This is a genomic window from Mesorhizobium vachelliae (genome assembly GCF_033977325.1).
Lineage (GTDB): Bacteria > Pseudomonadota > Alphaproteobacteria > Rhizobiales > Rhizobiaceae > Mesorhizobium > Mesorhizobium vachelliae.
Window position 1 is genome coordinate 347747 of record NZ_JAVIIR010000004.1, and the last position, 17724, is coordinate 365470.

The following is a 17724-nucleotide window of genomic DNA, read 5'->3' on the forward strand; positions in this document are numbered from 1 at the left end:
CTCACGCGAGAAATGTGCAATCGCGCCAGCCCTTGCTTCCGTATTGTTTCGAGAACGATCCCATGTCTTCCCACACCGATCACCAGAAGGGTCTCCTGGTCACCGCCGTCGGCGGATTGGTGTTGAGCATCGATATCCCGCTGATCCGGCTCGCCCATGGCGAGGCGTGGACCATCCTTTTGCTGCGCACAGGTTGCACCCTCGCGGCCGCATTGATCATGTGGGCCGTCTGGCGCTCATACAGCAAGGACGCGCCGCAGCTCATACCTGGCCGGTCGGGGCTGGTCGTGGCCGTGATCTACGGGCTCGGCGCGGTCGCCTTCATGACGGCCGTCTACCACACATCGACAGCCGATCTGGTCTTCATCCTGGCCTTCAACACCGTCTTCGCGGCGCTGCTGTCGTGGCTGTTCCTGAAGGAGCGGCCGCGGCCGCTGACGCTGGCCGCAATGGCGCTGATGATCGTCGGGGTAGCCATCATCGTCGGCGATTCCGTCGGCACCGGATATCTGTTCGGCGACCTGATGGCATTGTGCTCGGCCTTCCTGATTGCCTGCGCCATCACCATCTCGCGCGCCAGCGACAAGGACATGGGCTTCACCGCGCTGATCGGCGTCATCCTGCCTTTCGGGGTGGCGGCGTTCATGGTCGCCAGGACCGGCTTTCAAGTCGAAGCCCCGTGGTGGATCATCCTGAACGGCGGCGTCGTCATGCCGATCGCATTCTTCTGCCTCGCCAATGGGCCGAAATACATCTCGGGCGCGGAAGTCGCGATGTTCTATCTCCTTGAAACGATCCTGGCGCCGGTCTGGGTGTGGATGATCTTCGCCGAGACACCGTCACGCAACAGCCTGATTGGCGGCGGCATCATGATCGTAACGCTGGTCGCGCATTCGCTTTGGCAGTTGCATGAGGGCCGCAAGCGCCGTGCGGACCTCGCGGTGCATCACCCGGCCTGAATCTTCCTCGGCTCGGCGGTCGCCTCGATCCGGGGCGGCCCGCCGGCCTCATCGATTGGTGGGATCTCGTCCATCAACTCGACCTCGCGCAGCCATTCGCGCCAGATGGCGACGAGCAGCGCCATCAAGACAGGGCCGATGAACAGGCCGAGGAAACCCATCGTCTTGACGCCGCCGATCAGGCCGAAAAAAGTCGGCAGGAAAGGCAGCTTGATCGGCCCGCCGACGAGCTTGGGCCGCAAGGTCTTGTCGACGATGAAGAGCTCGACCGCGCCCCAAGTGAAGAGCGCCGCGCCGGCGATCACATTGCCGCTGGCGGCAAGATAGATCGACACCAGAGTGAAGGAGAGCGGCGCGCCACCCGGGATCAGCGCCATGATGCCGGTGAGCGCGCCGAGCGTAACCGGCGACGGCACGCCCGCGAGCCAGTAGGCGATGCCCAGCACAAGGCCCTCGCCGATGGCGATGATGGTCATGCCCGTCACGGTCGAGGAGATGGTTGCCGGCACGACACGCGAAATCCGCTCCCAGCGCGTCGGCAGGATCCGTTCGCCGAGGCGATCGACCTGGGCCGCGAAAGACTCGCCGTCGCGATAGGCGAAGAACAGCGCGATCATCATGAACAGAAGCGTCAGCAACAGGCCGAAGGCGCTGCCGCCGGCGGCCAAGGCGCCGCGATAGATGGTGCCGATGTTGGAGCCGCTGATCATCTGGATCAACTCACCGATGCCGCCGGGATGGCCGAGATAGGCCGTCCACTGCTCGTTCAGCCATTCGCCGACCACCGGCATGGTGGCGATCCATTGCGGCGTCACCGCACCGTGCCGATTGGTCTCGATCGCCCAGGTGACCCACTCGCGCAACTCGTTGATAGCATAGGTGCCGGCGAGCGCGATCGGCACGACCAGGAAAGTGAGGATGAAAAGGATCGCGAGCGTCGCGCCTATGGTGCGGTTGCCGCCGACGGCGACAAGCAGCCTGCGGTAGAGCGGCCAGCTGGCGAAGGCGATGACGAGGGCGGCCAGGACCGGGAACAGGAACCCGTGGAAGAAATAGACGCCGGCGGCGACGATCAGCACCAAGAGCCAGCGCGCCGCCGACAGCGGCGGGATGACCGCCGCTCTTAACGGCGTCGACAGGCCAAACAGGCGCTGTCCCGGCTTCTGGATCTCGGCCCGCTTCAACCCGGCGTTTCTCCCCTGCCCGATGGTTCAATGGGTGCTTATGCACCATCATAGTGCAGCAATCGTGACGATAGTCCAAATGATTGGTCTCTCCCCCCTTGAGGGGGAGATGGCCGGCAGGCCAGAGGGGGTCGCCGCGCATGGAGCGCCAACGCCTTCGCCAACGGAGGAGGTTGGCGCTTCACGCGCAGCGACCCCCTCTGTCGCCTTCAGCGACATCTCTCCCTCAAGGGGGGAGATTGGCGTCGCGCTACCCGAACTTGCCCGTCCGCGGGAAACCCTTCGGCACCATGCGGCCGGCAGCGGCCCGCGCTCCGATCCACTCGGCCAGTTCCTCGCGCGACTTGGTGAAGGTGCGGTCGGCCGAATCCTGCCAGGAGAGCCCAATCTCCAGCGTGAAGGTCTTCAGGTCCAGCACGCCGCCGTCCTTGTATTTCTGCAGCCGCACGCCCTTGCCGCGCGCCATTTCCGGGATTTCGGCAAGCGGGAAGACCAGCATCTTGCGGTTCTCGCCGACAATGGCGAGATGGTCGCCGGAGACGGGGATGCAGCGCTTGGCTTCGTCCGGCGCCTTGACGTTCATCACCTGCTTGCCCTTGCGGGTGTTGGCGACGACCTCTTCCTCCGAAACGACGAACCCATTGGCGTCGTAGGAGACGAGCAGCAGCTTGCGCTTCGGATCGTGGACGAAGGCGGTGACGATGTCCTGGTCGTTTTCCATGTCGACGATGATGCGGATCGGCTCGCCATGGCCGCGCCCGCCCGGCAGCCGGTCGGCGCCGATGGTGTAGAACTTGCCGCCGGTGGTGAAGACCAGGATCTTGTCCGTGGTCTGGGCATGGAAGGCGAGCTTCAGGCTGTCGCCTTCCTTGAAGGCGAGCTGCGAGTAATCGGTCAGGTGGCCCTTCATGGCGCGCAGCCAGCCCTTTTCCGACACCACCACCGTGACCGGCTCGCGCTCGATCATGGCATGCGCGATGTCCGTCAGGTCGTGCTCGGGCGCGTCGGCGAACTGGGTGCGGCGTCTGCCGAGCTCAGTCTCGGGGCCGAACTTGTCGCGAAGCTGGGCGACTTCCCATTTGATCGTCGCCCATTGCTTAGCGTCGGAAGCAAGCAAGGCCTCGATCTGCTTCTTCTCCGCAGTGAGGCCGTCGAATTCCTTGCGGATCTCGATCTCTTCAAGCTTGCGCAGGGCGCGCAGGCGCATGTTGAGGATGGCTTCGGCCTGGTTGTCGGTGAGCGACCAGCGGGCCATCATCACCTGCTTGGGCTCATCCTCCTCGCGGATGATCCTGATGACCTCGTCGATGTTCAGATAGGCGATCAGGTAGCCAGCAAGGATTTCCAGCCGCTTCTCGATCTCGCCGAGACGATATTTCGAGCGGCGGACCAGAACCTCGCGGCGGTGGTCGAGCCACTCCTTCAGCACGCCCTTGAGCGACAGGACGTTCGGCACCTTGCCGCGCGACAGCACGTTCATGTTGAGCGGGAAACGGCTTTCGAGCTCGGTGAGCTTGAACAGCGATTCCATCAGGATGCTGGGATCGACGGTGCGGCTCTTCGGCACCAGAACGATGCGGATGTCTTCCGCGCTCTCGTCGCGGATGTCTTCGAGCAGCGGCAGCTTGCGCGCCATCAAAAGCTCGGCGATCTTCTCGATCAGCCTGGCCTTCTGCACGCCGTAGGGGATCTCGGTGACGACGATGCTCCAGGTGCCCCTGCCCTGGTCCTCCTGGCCCCATTTGGAGCGCACGCGGAAACCGCCGCGGCCCGTCTCATAGGCTTCGAGGATCGAGGCGCGGCTGTCGACGATGATGCCGCCGGTCGGGAAGTCCGGTCCCTGGACGAAATCCATCAGCTTCGCCACCGGCGCTTCCGGATGCTCGATCAGATGGAGTGCCGCGTCGCAAAGCTCGGCCGCGTTATGCGGCGGGATCGAGGTCGCCATGCCGACGGCGATGCCGGAGGAGCCATTGGCGAGCAGGTTCGGGAAGGCGCCGGGGAGAACGGACGGCTCCTCGTCCTCTTCATTGTAGGTCGGCCGGAAATCGACCGCGTCCTCGGTGATGCCGTCAAGCAGCTCGCTCGCCACCTCGGTCATGCGCGCTTCGGTGTAGCGCATGGCGGCGGCGTTATCGCCGTCGATATTGCCGAAATTGCCCTGCCCGTCGACCAGCGGGTAGCGCATCGAGAAGTCCTGCGCGAGGCGCACCAGGGCGTCGTAAATCGACTGGTCGCCATGCGGATGGAACTTACCCATCACGTCGCCGACGATGCGGGCGCATTTGGCAAAACCCTGATCGGGGTTGAGCCTCAGCAGCCGCATGGCATGCATGATGCGGCGATGGACCGGCTTCAGTCCGTCGCGCACATCCGGCAGTGCCCGGTGCATGATGGTCGACAGCGCGTAAGCGAGATAGCGCCGCTCGAGCGCTTCCTTCAGATCGACCGGTTCGATTTTGTCGCCGCCGCCATTGTCATCAGGCGGCAAAAGCCTCTTTCCCATGGATTTGGACTAGCCGAGCGGGTGATTCGCGGCAAGCGCCGCGTGAACATCGGCGCATTGGTCGCGGCCACAACGCGCAGCCGGCGGTGTGAAGGGTTTCACGGAAGCGCCGGGGCGGCGGCTGCAATTTGCCGCCGATCTGCAACAGGCTGCGGCGGCATCATGACGCCGACCAACATCAATCCGTTACATGCGGCCGCTATCTGGCATGCAACGCGCTGGCGGAAGGGGCCGCGGCCTTCATGACAAATTCACCGCATCGCATAATGGCTGCCGACCGGCGTTTGCTTTTCGTCGCCATTTTCGACAAATGTGCCGGGAAATGCCTTTTTCCCGTCCCGTTCGTCACGGAATGGTGATGAAGCAGGTTTCAAAAACAAATCTCATCATAGCCAAATCAGGACAGGGAACTCGCCATGACAATCCAACGCTCAACGCTCAAGAAGCTGGCCTTTTCGACCTTTTTGCTGACACTGCCGCTGAATGCTGCCTTCGCCGCCGATCCGGCGGTGGCCGAGCGCATCAAGGCAGCCCTTGCCGCCCAGGGCGTCGACATTTCCTGGACCGGTGTCTCCGGCGACGATTCGAACGCCACGCTGCAAGGTGTTTCCATCAAGCCGGCCGCCGAGAAGGAAGCGCTGCCCATCGGCGACGTGAAGCTGGAAGGAGTCAGCGAAGCCAATGGCGGCTTTGAGATCGCCACCGTCTCGACCTCGCCCTTCGAGCACAGCAAGGACGGCGTGACGCTCAACCTCAGCCCGGTGGTCATCCATGGCATGAAGGTCCCGGCCGAAGGCGGCACCGATCCGCTCGGCTCGCTGATGATGTACAAGTCGGCGGAGCTCGCCAACATGACGGTCAAGGTCGGCGACAAGACGGCGTTCGCGATGGACGGGCTTGCCGTCCAGATCACCCCGCCGGCCGACGGCAAGGCGATGGACTTCACCGCCAACACCCAAAAATTCACCGCCGACCTGTCGCTGGTCGACGACCCCAAGTCGAAGGAAGCCATCGAGGCGCTGGGCTATCAGAACATCTCCGGCAACATTGCGATGGCCGGCACCTGGCAGCCGAGCGACGGCAAGATGGAGCTGTCGAAATATGACATCTCGGTCGAGAACGCCGGCACGCTCGGCATGACCTTCAACCTCGGCGGCTATACGCTGGACTTCATCAAGTCGATGCAGGCCATGCAGAAGCAGCTCGCCGCCCAGCCGGAAGGCGCCGACAAATCCGCGCAAGGCATGGCCATGCTCGGCCTGATGCAGCAGCTTTCCTTTAACGGCGCATCGATCCGCTACAAGGACGATTCGCTGACCGGCAAGGTGCTCGACTATGTCGGCAAGCAGCAGGGCATGTCGGGCAAGGACGTCGCCAACCAGGCCAAGGCGATCGTGCCTTTCGGCATGGCGCAGCTCAACAATCCCGAGCTGACGGCGGAGGTTTCCACGGCGGTCAACACCTTCCTCGACAATCCGAAGAGCCTGGAAATCTCGGCCGAGCCGCCGTCGTCGGTGCCGTTCGCGCTGATCATGGCCGGCGCCATGTCCAATCCGCTCGACCTGCCCAAGACGCTGGGCGTCAAGGTCAAGGCAAACCAGGACTGATTGAACGCGTCAGTTCCATGCGAAAAGCCCGGCAGCGATGCCGGGCTTTTCTGTTGATGCTGCTTCTCCGAGCAGAAAGAAAGGCTTGGCTCTGAGTCCTAGCCTTCCTTCTTGGCCACCGCGACGCGCAGCGACAGCTCGCGCAGCTGCTGCGGGGTCGCTTCCGACGGTGCGTTCATCAGCAGGTCGTAGGCCTGCTGGTTCATCGGGAACATGGTGATCTCGCGCAGGTTCTTGGCTCCGACGAGCAGCATGACGATACGGTCGACGCCGGCCGCCATGCCGCCATGCGGCGGCGCGCCATACTGGAAGGCGCGGTAGAGGCCGCCGAAACGCTCCTCCACCGTCGCGCGGTCCAGGCCGACCATCTCGAACGCCTTGACCATGGTCTCGGGCAGGTGGTTGCGGATGCCGCCCGATGCGATCTCGAAGCCGTTGCAGACCATGTCGTACTGGAACGCCTTGATGCCGAGCGGCTCCTGGCCGTTGAGCGCATCGATGCCGCCCTGCGGCATCGAGAACGGATTGTGGGCGAAGTCGATCTTCTTCTCGTCCTCGTTCCATTCGAAGAACGGGAAGTCGACGATCCAGCAGAGCTCGAATCGCTCGCGGTCGACCAGGTTCAGCTCCTCGCCGGCGCGGGTGCGCGCGGCGCCCGCGAAGGTAACGAATTTCTTCGGGTCGCCGGCGACGAAGAAGGCGGCATCGCCGTCGGCAAGGCCGAGCTGCTGGCGGATCGCCTCGGTGCGCTCCTCGCCGATGTTCTTGGCGATCGGGCCGGCGCCTTCGAGTTTCTCGCCTTCCTTGCGCCAGAAGATGTAGCCGAGACCCGGCTGGCCCTCGCCCTGCGCCCAGGAATTCATGCGGTCGCAGAAGGCGCGGCTGCCGCCGGTCTTGGCGGGAATCGCCCAGACCTCGGCCTTTGCGTCGTTGGCCAGGATGTTGGCGAACACCTTGAAGCCGGACTCGCGGAAATGATCCGAGACCGCCTGCATCTCGATCGGGTTGCGCAGGTCCGGCTTGTCGGTGCCGTAGGTGCGCATCGCCTCGTCATAGGGAATGCGGCGGAATTCCTGGGTCACCGGCTTTCCGGCGGCAAAGGTCTCGAAGACGCCGCGAAGCACCGGCTCCATGGTGGAGAGCACGTCGTCCTGCTCGACGAAGCTCATCTCGAGGTCGAGCTGGTAGAATTCGCCGGGCAAACGGTCGGCGCGCGGGTCCTCGTCGCGGAAGCAGGGCGCGATCTGGAAATAGCGGTCGAAGCCGGAGACCATGATCAGCTGCTTGTACTGCTGCGGCGCCTGCGGCAGCGCGTAGAAGGTGCCGGGATGGATGCGCGAGGGCACCAGGAAGTCGCGCGCGCCTTCCGGCGACGACGCGGTGAGGATCGGCGTCGAGAACTCGGTGAAGCCCACCTCCCCCATGCGCTTGCGCATCTCGGCGATGATCTTCGTGCGCGCGACGATGTTCTTGTGCAGCGTCTCGCGGCGCAGGTCGAGGAAGCGGTATTTCAGGCGGATGTCTTCGGGATACTCCGGCTCGCCGAACACCGGCAGCGGCAGTTCCTTGGCGGCCGACAGCACTTCGATCTCGCGCGCGAAAATCTCGACCTCGCCGGTCGGCAGGTTCGCATTGACGGTCTCCGGCAGCCGCGCCTTGACATCGCCGTCGACGCGGATCACCCATTCGCCGCGCACGGTCTCGGCGACCTTGAAGGCCGGCGAATCCGGATCGGCGACGATCTGGGTCAGGCCGTAATGGTCGCGCAAATCGATGAAGAGCAGCCCGCCATGGTCGCGCACGCGATGCACCCAGCCCGACAGGCGGACGGAATTGCCGACGTCGCTCTTTCTCAACTGGGCACAGGTGTGGCTGCGGTAACGATGCGTGGTCATGGGTAAAGTCCGGAAATTGCGGGCATCTGCCCGGCTCGAAAATTGGCGCGAAAAGCGCATGAGAGGCCGGCTTTGTCAAGGCAAGCGGTCACACAGGCAATATCGCCCTCCACACATCTGCTCTTCAGTCGGAGACGACACGTGGACTCAATGCAACTGGGCGGCATCGATCACTGGATCGCGGCGATAATAGCTGACGCGATATCCTGTCTTACGTTCTTATCTAAGCAGGACCTACTCCATTCAGTGCAAAGGATTTCCCAGACACTCGTTGCGCTTTTTGCAACTTGGTTACCCACCAGTGTCGGCCATTTATGATGATCCGGCTCCAGCAAAGCATCTTCGAGAGCCGTAAACAGTGATCCTGCACCAATCCCAAACCTATCTGGCAAATTTGACCAACCAATCGCCTTGAGGGCATTAAAAACAACCCTCTCTGGCGCTAGATCACCAGGTAATTTTTGACAATCCTGATACGGGTGATCACCATCAGTTATTGCCAGAGATTTGTAAGGAAGTTTTCCTGCCTTTCCAAGACTTCCAAGCATCCCAACGACGTTCGCAGGGCCAACGGGATTTATCTCAATCCGATGCAATAATTCTGACGTCTCCGGCGACGATGCAAGTATTTCACGAAGCCATATTTCTGCATTCCTATCTTCTACGAAGACATGAGCATCGGGGTGAACTTCATCATCCAATCGACTCATCGCAAATTCGGGTGATGCGCCATAGACGACGCTGAGGCCCTGCGGCCCAGGTAGTAGAAGAACTCGAGCCTCTTGGGGAAGCTCCTCAAGGACGTAGGGGCTATGCGTCGATAGGATTATTTGAACTCGTCGCTGGCGTGAAAGCCAAAGCAGAAAGCGCGTCAATCGCCGCTGAGCGCGAGGGTGAAGTGATGCCTCAACCTCATCTATGACGAGAAGGGCGTTATTGGGCACGTTTTGAAGTATTCTAAACAAATCCAGGGTAGCATCTTCGCCGGCCCCTTGATGGAATTGAGAAACCTCTCCCCACTCTCGTTGCAGAACACCAATTTGCCTACGCGCATCGACGTCGGATGTAGCAAATCTCGCCTTTTGATACGTCCTCCCTAAAACATGTGAGAGGCGCTGCCTAAATTCATCATTGATCTCATCGCTTTCAATCTCGGCAGCCGCCGACCTAGCTATCTTTGCGTAGCCGGCAGACGCGTCCAGTGGCAGCGTCCTTGAGATATCAAGTAAATATACATTTCTCTTGGGAGGGTTTTCAGGATCCCTCCAGCGTTTCGTAGGTTTCGAGACACGAAAAGTATCTATATTGTGCCCTCTCTTCACTCGGTACGTGAGGGTCACGCCCTTTATCGCGTCCCAGTGAGTGTCAACAAAAAACGCGGATGGATAGAACTTCTTATCTTTATTCTCCTGGTTGTAGACACACGTTGCGGCCTTCAACAACGTACTTTTGCCGCTTCCATTCTCTCCCACAATAGCCACAACAGGAAAATTAAACTCTACGGCTTGCCCAGTCCAACCGCGAAGCCCGTTTATTGACACCATCTGAAGAAACTGCGGCCACAGACCGGCTTGAAACTGGTCTCGGATAGTGTTGACTTCTGCATAATCCATGGCATCCCCCTATTTTCTTTTAAGGGTGCCATTCGCTGTAAGCGCATGCAAGAGGTATAAGCCGCTCGTCGAATAAGTGTCTCGACTTTGTTGCGGACAGATTGCTTAGGTCACGCAAAGTGTATTGCGATGCCCTGGCTTTGGAAATCGGCGAGCGTGGCGGCGGGCGCGGTCTTTTCCACCACGAGATGGCGGATCGCATCCGCTCCCGCCACGCGGTAGGGCGCGGCGGTGGCGAGCTTGTCGTTGGTGACGGCGATGACGATGCCGGCGCTGTTTTTCGCCATGGTGCGCTTCACTTCGGCTTCGGCCGAATCGAAGGCGGTGACGCCGCGCGCGACATCCAGCCCACAGGATCCCAGAAAGAACAGATCGGCGCCGAGTTGCGCCACGGCGGCGAGCGTGTCGGCGCCGACGCAGGTGCCGAGATCGGGCACATAGCGTCCGCCGAGCACGATCAGCTCGACCAAGGGAAGGCCAGCAAGCGCCGAGGCGACACCCAGCGAATTGGTGGCGACGGTCAGCTCCATATCGCGCGGGATCGCCCTGGCGATCGCCTCGTTGGTCGTGCCGCCATCGATGAACAGCGACTGGCCTGCCACAAGCAGCCCAACCACCGCCTTCGCAAGGCGTGCCTTCTCCTCGACCGCATGAGCGCTGCGCTGGCTGACGCTCGCCGCTGCAAAGGGCGCGGAAGCGACCGCGCCGCCATAGACACGGCGCAACTGCCCGGCTTTCGCCAGCTCGCGCAGATCGCGGCGCACGGTGTCTTCCGACACGCCGAAGCGGCTGGCGAGTTCGCCCGCCAGCACCTTTCCGTCCGTCGCAAGCTGGTCGCGAATGAGTTGGTGCCGTTCTTCGGTCAGCATGCACGATCCTGTTTATTTGTGCACGTTATTGCATGTTTTGCCTGTTCATGCAAGAAACAGCGTCGTAAGCGGACCCAGTTCGCCCGCCACATCTCCTTGTTGTTGGATGCCCGCGATGACCTTTGGCTTGAAACTCGCTCCCCAGCACCGCGTTTATGCCGGCTTCGCGATCTATTCCTTCGCCATGGGCAACATCTTCCCGCGCCTGCCCGACATCAAGCGTGCCATGGGGATCGAGGACGGCACGCTCGGACTCGCTCTCATCGGAACGCCGATCGGCACGCTGGTCGCGTTGACGCTCGCGGCGCCGATCCTCGAGCGCGTCGGCTTTCGCCGCGCGCTGCTGTGGCTGGTGCCGGTGCTTGGCCTCGCCTATGCCGTCGCGGTGCATGCGCCTGGGCCGGCGTCGCTGTTCCTGATGCTGCTTCCGGTCGGACTGATGATCGGCAGCATCGAGATCATCTTGAATGTCGAGGCTGACAGGACCGAGTTCCTGCTCCAACGCCGCATCATGAACCGGGCGCATTCGTTCTGGAGCATTGGCTTCTTCGGCGCCGGTCTGTTCGGCGGCGCGCTGGCGCATCTCGGCCTGTCGCCGCAACTGCATCTGGCGCTGGTGGTGCCGATAGTGGCGGTCGCGATGGCGCTGTTCCTTGGCCGCTTTGAGCCGGCGCCCACGCGTTTCGCCGCGGCCGGCGACAAGACGCAGATGTTCGCACGCCCGACGCTGCCGATCCTCATCCTCGTCGCGGTGACGCTGTCGGCGATGCTGATGGAAGGCGCCAGCATGGACTGGTCGGCGATCTATATGCGCACCGTGTTCGATTCGGGGCCGTTCGTGGCCGGGATCACCGTCGCGCTGTTCGCCTTTTCGCAAGCGACGACACGCTTCTTCGCCGACCGCTTCGTCGACCGGCACTCGCCGAGCGGCGTGGCGCGCGTGCTGTTGGCGACGATGATGGTCGGCGTCTTCATCGTCTTCTTCTCGCCCCTGCCCTTCATCTCGATGCTGGGCTTTGCGCTTCTGGGCATCGGCAGCAGCGCCATCTTTCCGCTGGCGATCTCTGCGGCGGCGCAGCGCACCGACCGCCCCGCCGCGATCAACGTCGCGGCATTGTCGCAGATATCCTTCGTCGCCTTCCTGCTTGGGCCGCCGCTGCTCGGCTTCGTGTCGGACCATTGGGGCATCCGCTCGGCCTATGGCATCGGCATACCGTTCATCGCGCTCAGCCTTGCGGCAGCGGGCGCGCTCGGCCGGCGGCCATCGCCGAACGCAATACCTGACGGCACAGGATCGGGCTCGACGGGAGAGAGGGTCCCGGCGCGGGCCTACGAGGCATGAACGGCTCGCTCATCGTCAAGTAGATCGCGGGTAGCGGCGCGAACGCGACCGGCGCGCCGGCATGTGACGCGATTTCTCAGAATCCGATGATCGAACCACCGCTTACGTTACGGCGGCTTGACGAAAGCGCGCACGGCTGAAATTGAAAGTGGCCTAATATTGTGCCAAAGCGATTTGATGCGCGTCATCACCACACAAGAAGAACTCGAAAGCGTTATCGCGGCGTTCGAAAAGTCGGAATTCGTTACCGTCGATACCGAATTCATCCGCGAGACGACCTTCTGGCCGATCCTCTGCCTGATCCAGATCGCCGCGCCTGGGATCGAAGCGCTTATCGATCCGTTGGCGCCCGGCATCGACCTGAAGTCGTTTTTTCGGCTCATGGCCAATGAAGCGGTGCTGAAGGTCTTCCACGCTGCGCGCCAGGACATCGAAATCATCGTCCATCTCGGTAATCTGGTGCCGCATCCGGTGTTCGACACACAGGTGGCGGCGATGGTCTGCGGCTTCGGCGACAGCGTTTCCTATGACCAGCTCGTGCAGAAAGTCACCGGAGCGCGGCTGGACAAGTCCTCGCGCTTCACCGACTGGCGGCACCGGCCGCTCTCCGACAAGCAGCTCGAATACGCGCTTGCCGACGTCACCCATCTGATCAAGGTCTACCAGCATCTCAGCGCCGAGCTGAAGCGCGAGGATCGCGCCCACTGGCTGAACGAGGAGATGGATATCCTCACCTCGCGCGAGACCTACGATCCGCATCCCGAGGATGCCTGGAAGCGGCTGAAGATGCGGCTGCGCAAGCCGCAGGAACTGGCGATCGTGCAGACAGTGGCCGCCTGGCGCGAGCGCGAGGCGCGAGAGCGCGACGTGCCGCGCGGCCGCGTGCTGAAGGACGACGCGATCTACGAGATCGCGCAGCAGGCGCCGCGCGACGTGGCGGCGCTCGGCAAGCTGCGCACCACGCCGAAAGGCTGGGAACGCTCCGCCACCGCAACCGCATTGCTGGGCGCGGTCAATAGCGCCCTCGCCCTGCCCAAGGACGCGATGCCGAAGCTGCCGAAAAGCGTGCAGCCGCCGGAAGGATCGAGCGCTGCGGCGGAACTGCTCAAGGTGCTGCTCAGGATCGTCGCCGAAAAGGAAGGCGTCGCCACCAAGGTGCTGGCGTCCAGCGACGATATCGACCGCATAGCGGCCGAGGGCGACGAAGCCGACGTGGCGGCGCTGCAGGGCTGGCGCCGCGCCGTTTTCGGCGAGCAGGCGCTTAGGCTGGTGCGCGGCGAGATCGGCATCAAGTTCGACAGGCGCAGGATCGCGGTGTTCGATCTGTAGCGCCTTTTCTCCTTCTCCTCTTGTGGGAGAATGGAAGCCTGCCTCACATCAGCCCCAGCAGGTGCAGCGCGAACCAGATCCAGGCGATGAGAAGTATGCCCGCGCCAAGGAAGAAGGCGCGGCTGCGGTGCAGCACATAGTTCCTGTCGAGATGCACCCAGGCGTGAACATAGCGTGAGACTATGAAGAGCCACATCAGTGCCAGCGTCAGATAGTTGACGCCGTTGGTGACGAACAGCGCCAGGCACAGAACGTGGAAGAGAACCGGCAGCTCGAACTGATTGATCAGATTGTTGGCGACTGTGACGCTCGAGGCGGGCTCGGTCGAGCGGACCTTGTACTGGCTGATCCTGGCCTCACCCGACTTCACCGCGAGATAGCGCCGCTTCAGCATCACCAGATAGACGATGTAGATCAGGAGCACATGCGCCAGCATCGGCCAGAAGATGGCAGTCTGGTGCATTATGTGCGCCCCTCCTGCCGTCAGCGCCGCCGCTGCCCGGCCAGCGCGAAGACCGCGATGACGAAGACCGGGATCGCCAGCAGCGCGAATTTGGTGACGGTCAGCGACGAGGCGAAGGCCAGCGAATCGGGGTTGGCCAGCTGGAAATCGGAAAGCAGCCGCGCCAGGGCAAAATTCTGGGCGTAGTCGGCGACCGCATAGGGAAGCACCAGCACCAGCGAGAACAATGCCTGGAGCTGCGCAGGCATGGCGCGGAACGTGCTGAGCCGCCGCCCGAAAACAAGGATGAGGCTCACCAGCGTCAAAGACAGCAGCGCCGGGAACAAGAGATCGAAGGTCAGATAGTGCCAGACGATGATGATCTCGCCGCCGCGCCGGCCAAGCGCGGTGAGCCAGGCCATGCCTTCATCGGGCGTGAAACCGGCGACGCGCATGTCGAGCGAGACCAAGCCGCCGCTCAAGCGCTGGAAATAGAGAAACTCCAGCGCCGTCATGGCGAGGAAAAGCGCAATCGAGGCAATGGAAAGTGCTGCCGCATGCCGCGACAGCCGCAGCACCGCCACACTCAAATCACGCCACAGTCCCCCCTGACGGTGAGACTGATCGGCCTCTCGATCAAAGTCCGCCCGGGTAATTGGGGCTTTCGCGGGTGATCGTGACGTCATGGGCGTGGCTTTCACGAAGTCCGGCGTTGGATATGCGCACAAAGGTGGCGCGCTCGCGGAAATCTGCAAGGTCACGTCCACCCACATAACCCATAGCGGCTTTCAGGCCGCCTGCAAGCTGGTGCAGCACGCCAGCCACAGGTCCTTTGTAGGGAACCTGCCCTTCAATGCCCTCCGGGACCAGCTTCAGCGTGTCGCGAACCTCGGCCTGGAAATAGCGATCCGCCGACCCACGCGCCATGGCGCCGACCGAACCCATGCCGCGATACGCCTTGAAGGAGCGGCCCTGGTGCAGATAGACCTCGCCCGGGCTCTCGTCGGTGCCGGCAAGCAGCGAGCCGATCATGGCCGCGCTTGCGCCCGCGGCGAGCGCCTTGGCGAGATCGCCCGAATATTTGATGCCGCCATCGGCAATGACGCTGACGCCGGCCTTGCTGGCCGTCTCGACCGCCGACATGATCGCCGAAAGCTGCGGCACGCCGACACCGGCGACAATTCGGGTCGTGCAGATGGAGCCTGGGCCGATGCCGACCTTGACAGCGTCGGCGCCGGCATCGATCAACGCCTGCGTGCCGGCGGCGGTGGCGACATTGCCGGCCAGGATACGCACCGAGTTGGAGAGCTTCTTGGCCCGCGCCACCGCCTCCAGCACGCGCTGCGAGTGGCCATGCGCGGTGTCGATGACGAGCAAGTCGACACCGGCATCGATCAGGCGCTCGGCACGCTCGAAGCCGTCATCGCCGACGCTGGTGGCGGCGGCGGCGCGCAGCCGCCCTTGCGCATCCTTGGTGGCATGCGGGTTGAGCTGCGACTTCTCGATGTCCTTGACGGTGATCAGCCCGACGCAACTACCTTTCCTGTCGACCACCACGAGCTTCTCGATGCGGTGCTTGTGCAGCAGGCGCTTGGCCTCGTCCTGGTCGACATTCTCCTTGACCGTGATCAGGTTCTCACGCGTCATCAGCTCGTAGACCTTCTGCGACGGATCGGAGGCGAAGCGCACGTCGCGGTTGGTGAGGATGCCGACCAGACGGCCGACCGTGTGGCCGCCGGTGCCGCCATTCTCGACCACCGGAATGCCGGAAATGCCGTTTGTGCGCATCAGTGCCAGCGCGTCGGCGAGCGTGGCGTCCGGACCGATGGTGACCGGGTTCACCACCATGCCGGATTCGAATTTCTTGACCTGACGGACCTGCTCGGCCTGCTCGGCCGGGGTCAGATTGCGGTGGATGACGCCGATGCCGCCGGCCTGCGCCATGGCGATCGCCAGCCGCGCCTCGGTGACGGTGTCCATGGCCGCCGACAGGATCGGCACGTTGAGGTCGATGTCGCCGGCAATGCGGGTGCGGATATCGGTCTCGCCCGGCATCACCTCGGAATGGCCGGGCTGCAGAAGCACGTCGTCGAAGGTCAGCGCCAGCGCGCCGGTGGACGTTTCGATGATTTTTGCCATGGCCAGTCCTTTTGAATGCGGAAAAGGCGCTGTGCCGATTGGCCAGCGCCGACTCTCATCTTCCCTTTCAGGATTGGCGCTGGCTGGTAACACGTCCCGGGACGGAAGAAAAGCGGATCGTTGCACCAATCGCAAAGTCTTGCGCTTGGCTATTTTCCAGCCACCAGTGGTTGCGGTCGCACAAAAGTGACAGCAATTTAATGCGACATCCCGGTCGAAGCGTGATAACCGCCCGGTCGCACCGGTTCGCCCCCAAGCCGTGCCTTAGAATCGCGAAGACAAATCAGGGCGTTTCCCCTTGAACCGCATCATCCCGCTCATCCTTGCGGTCGCACTTTTCATGGAGAACATGGATTCGACCGTGATCGCGACGTCGCTGCCGGCGATCGCGATCGACATCCACACCAGCCCGATCGCGCTGAAGCTGGCGCTGACGGCCTATCTGGTGTCGCTGGCGATCTTCATTCCGATCAGCGGCTGGATGGCGGACCGGTTCGGCGCCAAGAACGTCTTTCGCGCCGCGATCGGCGTCTTCATCGCCGGCTCGGTCGCCTGCGCCTTTGCCAATTCGCTGCCGGCTTTCGTGGTGTCGCGCTTCCTGCAGGGCATGGGCGGCGCGATGATGACGCCGGTCGGCCGTCTGGTGCTGGTGCGCGCCACGCCGAAGAGCGAGCTGGTCGCGGCGATGTCCTGGCTGACCGTGCCGGCGCTGGTCGGACCGCTGGTCGGACCGCCGATCGGCGGCTTCATAACCACCTATTTCACCTGGCACTGGATTTTTCTGATCAACGTGCCGATCGGCCTGATCGGCATGTGGCTCGCCACGCGTTATCTGCCGGAGACGGAGCCTGCCCAGACGCCGCCGCTCGATTTCCCCGGCTTCGTGCTCTCCGGGCTCGCAGCTTCCGGGGTGGTCTTCGGCCTGTCGGTCATCAGCCTGCCGGCGCTGCCGCCAATGGCCGGCTTCACCACGGTGGCGGCCGGCGTGATCTCCGGCGTGCTTTATCTCCTCCATGCGCGGCGCGCCAAGAACCCGCTGCTGGCGCTCGATCTGTTCCGCAATCAGGTCTTCCGATCCTCGGTGCTCGGCGGCTCGATGTTTCGCATCGGCATCGGCGCGGTGCCGTTCCTTTTGCCGCTGATGTTCCAGATCGGCTTCGGGCTGACGCCGTTCCAGTCGGGCATGATCACCTTCGTCTCGGCGATCGGCGCCATCGGCATGAAGTTCGTCACCGCGCTGCTGTTCCGGCTCGCCGGCTTCCAGCGTGTGCTGATCTGGGGCTCGCTGGTCGCGGCCGCCTCGATCGCCATCTACGGCCTGTTCACGCCGCAAACGCCCTACGCGCTGATGCTGGCGATCCTTCTGGTCGGAGGCTTCATCCGCTCGATGTTCTTCACCGGCGTCAATGCGCTCTCCTATGCCGAGATCACGCCCGCCGACACCAGCAAGGCGACGCCGATCACGGCGGTGTTCCAGCAATTGTCGATCGCGCTCGGCGTGGCGCTGGCCGGCGGCATCCTCGAAGTGTCGACCTCGATCCATGGCGGGCCGCTGACCCTGCGGGATTTCCACATCGCCTTCTTCATCGTGGCGGCGGTCTCGGCGGCGGCCTCGATCACCTTCATGCGGCTGGCGCCGGAGGCCGGCAGTGCGGTTTCCGGTCATGGCCGGCTGACGACGCCGAAGACGCTGGAGACGGTAGGGGGAACGGCGGGGAAGTAGGCGTGGCGTTGTTTTGACCGCTGGCGGGACAGCGCCCCCCTCTGTCCTGCCGGACATCTCCCCCACTTGGGGGGAGATCAGATGTCACGCCGGCTTTCGCCAATCGCCAACGTAGC

At 62.9% G+C, this 17724-nt stretch carries 13 protein-coding genes; 5 read left to right on the forward strand and 8 right to left on the reverse strand.

Annotated elements, in window-relative coordinates:
- Positions 1 to 62: 62 nt before the first annotated feature.
- Positions 63 to 959, forward strand: a complete 897-nt coding sequence (locus RFM41_RS11970) for a DMT family transporter (RefSeq protein WP_320245412.1) — start codon at positions 63 to 65, stop codon at positions 957 to 959.
- On the opposite strand, the gene RFM41_RS11975 is transcribed toward RFM41_RS11970, so the two are convergent.
- Positions 947 to 2143, reverse strand: a complete 1197-nt coding sequence (locus tag RFM41_RS11975; RefSeq protein ID WP_320245413.1) for an AI-2E family transporter — start codon at positions 2141 to 2143, stop codon at positions 947 to 949. The genes RFM41_RS11970 and RFM41_RS11975 overlap by 13 nt on opposite strands.
- Before the next feature lie 250 nt (positions 2144 to 2393).
- Positions 2394 to 4649 carry a DNA topoisomerase IV subunit A gene (gene parC, locus RFM41_RS11980; RefSeq protein ID WP_320245414.1) on the reverse strand — a complete coding sequence of 752 codons (2256 nt, stop codon included), beginning with the start codon at positions 4647 to 4649 and terminating at the stop codon, positions 2394 to 2396.
- 416 nt (positions 4650 to 5065) lie between these two features.
- On the opposite strand from parC, the gene RFM41_RS11985 reads away from it, so the two are divergent.
- The gene (locus RFM41_RS11985) at positions 5066 to 6256 is read left to right on the forward strand and encodes an aq_1923 C-terminal domain (protein ID WP_320245415.1); all 1191 of its coding nucleotides are present in this window, start codon (positions 5066 to 5068) and stop codon (positions 6254 to 6256) included.
- Between the two features lie 98 nt (positions 6257 to 6354).
- Here the strand turns inward: RFM41_RS11985 and aspS are convergent, their stop codons facing one another.
- From aspS to RFM41_RS12000, 3 genes are all read right to left on the reverse strand, one after another.
- Entirely contained in the window at positions 6355 to 8151 is a 1797-nt protein-coding gene (aspS, locus tag RFM41_RS11990) for an aspartate--tRNA ligase (RefSeq protein WP_320245416.1), read from the reverse strand.
- Between the two features lie 170 nt (positions 8152 to 8321).
- On the reverse strand, positions 8322 to 9764 hold the full coding sequence (locus RFM41_RS11995; RefSeq protein WP_320245417.1) for an ATP-dependent nuclease: 1443 nt from the start codon (positions 9762 to 9764) through the stop codon (positions 8322 to 8324).
- A gap of 110 nt (positions 9765 to 9874) precedes the next feature.
- Positions 9875 to 10633: a DeoR/GlpR family DNA-binding transcription regulator gene (locus RFM41_RS12000; RefSeq protein WP_320245418.1), complete on the reverse strand. Its 759-nt coding sequence runs from the start codon at positions 10631 to 10633 to the stop codon at positions 9875 to 9877.
- Between the two features lie 115 nt (positions 10634 to 10748).
- Between RFM41_RS12000 and RFM41_RS12005 the strand changes: the two genes are divergently transcribed.
- On the forward strand, positions 10749 to 11975 hold the full coding sequence (locus RFM41_RS12005; protein WP_320245419.1) for an MFS transporter: 1227 nt from the start codon (positions 10749 to 10751) through the stop codon (positions 11973 to 11975).
- A gap of 177 nt (positions 11976 to 12152) precedes the next feature.
- The gene (rnd, locus tag RFM41_RS12010) at positions 12153 to 13304 is read left to right on the forward strand and encodes a ribonuclease D (protein ID WP_320245420.1); all 1152 of its coding nucleotides are present in this window, start codon (positions 12153 to 12155) and stop codon (positions 13302 to 13304) included.
- Between the two features lie 43 nt (positions 13305 to 13347).
- On the opposite strand, the gene RFM41_RS12015 is transcribed toward rnd, so the two are convergent.
- From RFM41_RS12015 to guaB, 3 genes are read right to left on the reverse strand one after another with little or no spacing between them, the layout of a single operon-like run.
- Entirely contained in the window at positions 13348 to 13767 is a 420-nt protein-coding gene (locus RFM41_RS12015) for an MAPEG family protein (protein WP_320245422.1), read from the reverse strand.
- 20 nt (positions 13768 to 13787) lie between these two features.
- A complete protein-coding gene (locus RFM41_RS12020) occupies positions 13788 to 14336 on the reverse strand; it encodes a hypothetical protein (RefSeq protein ID WP_320245424.1) in 549 nt (182 codons plus the stop codon).
- A 46-nt stretch (positions 14337 to 14382) separates the two neighbouring features.
- Positions 14383 to 15885: an IMP dehydrogenase gene (gene guaB / locus RFM41_RS12025; RefSeq protein ID WP_320245425.1), complete on the reverse strand. Its 1503-nt coding sequence runs from the start codon at positions 15883 to 15885 to the stop codon at positions 14383 to 14385.
- Between the two features lie 298 nt (positions 15886 to 16183).
- Here guaB and RFM41_RS12030 point away from each other — a divergent pair, with 298 nt between their 5' ends.
- Positions 16184 to 17608: an MFS transporter gene (locus RFM41_RS12030; protein ID WP_320245426.1), complete on the forward strand. Its 1425-nt coding sequence runs from the start codon at positions 16184 to 16186 to the stop codon at positions 17606 to 17608.
- Positions 17609 to 17724 lie beyond the last annotated feature (116 nt).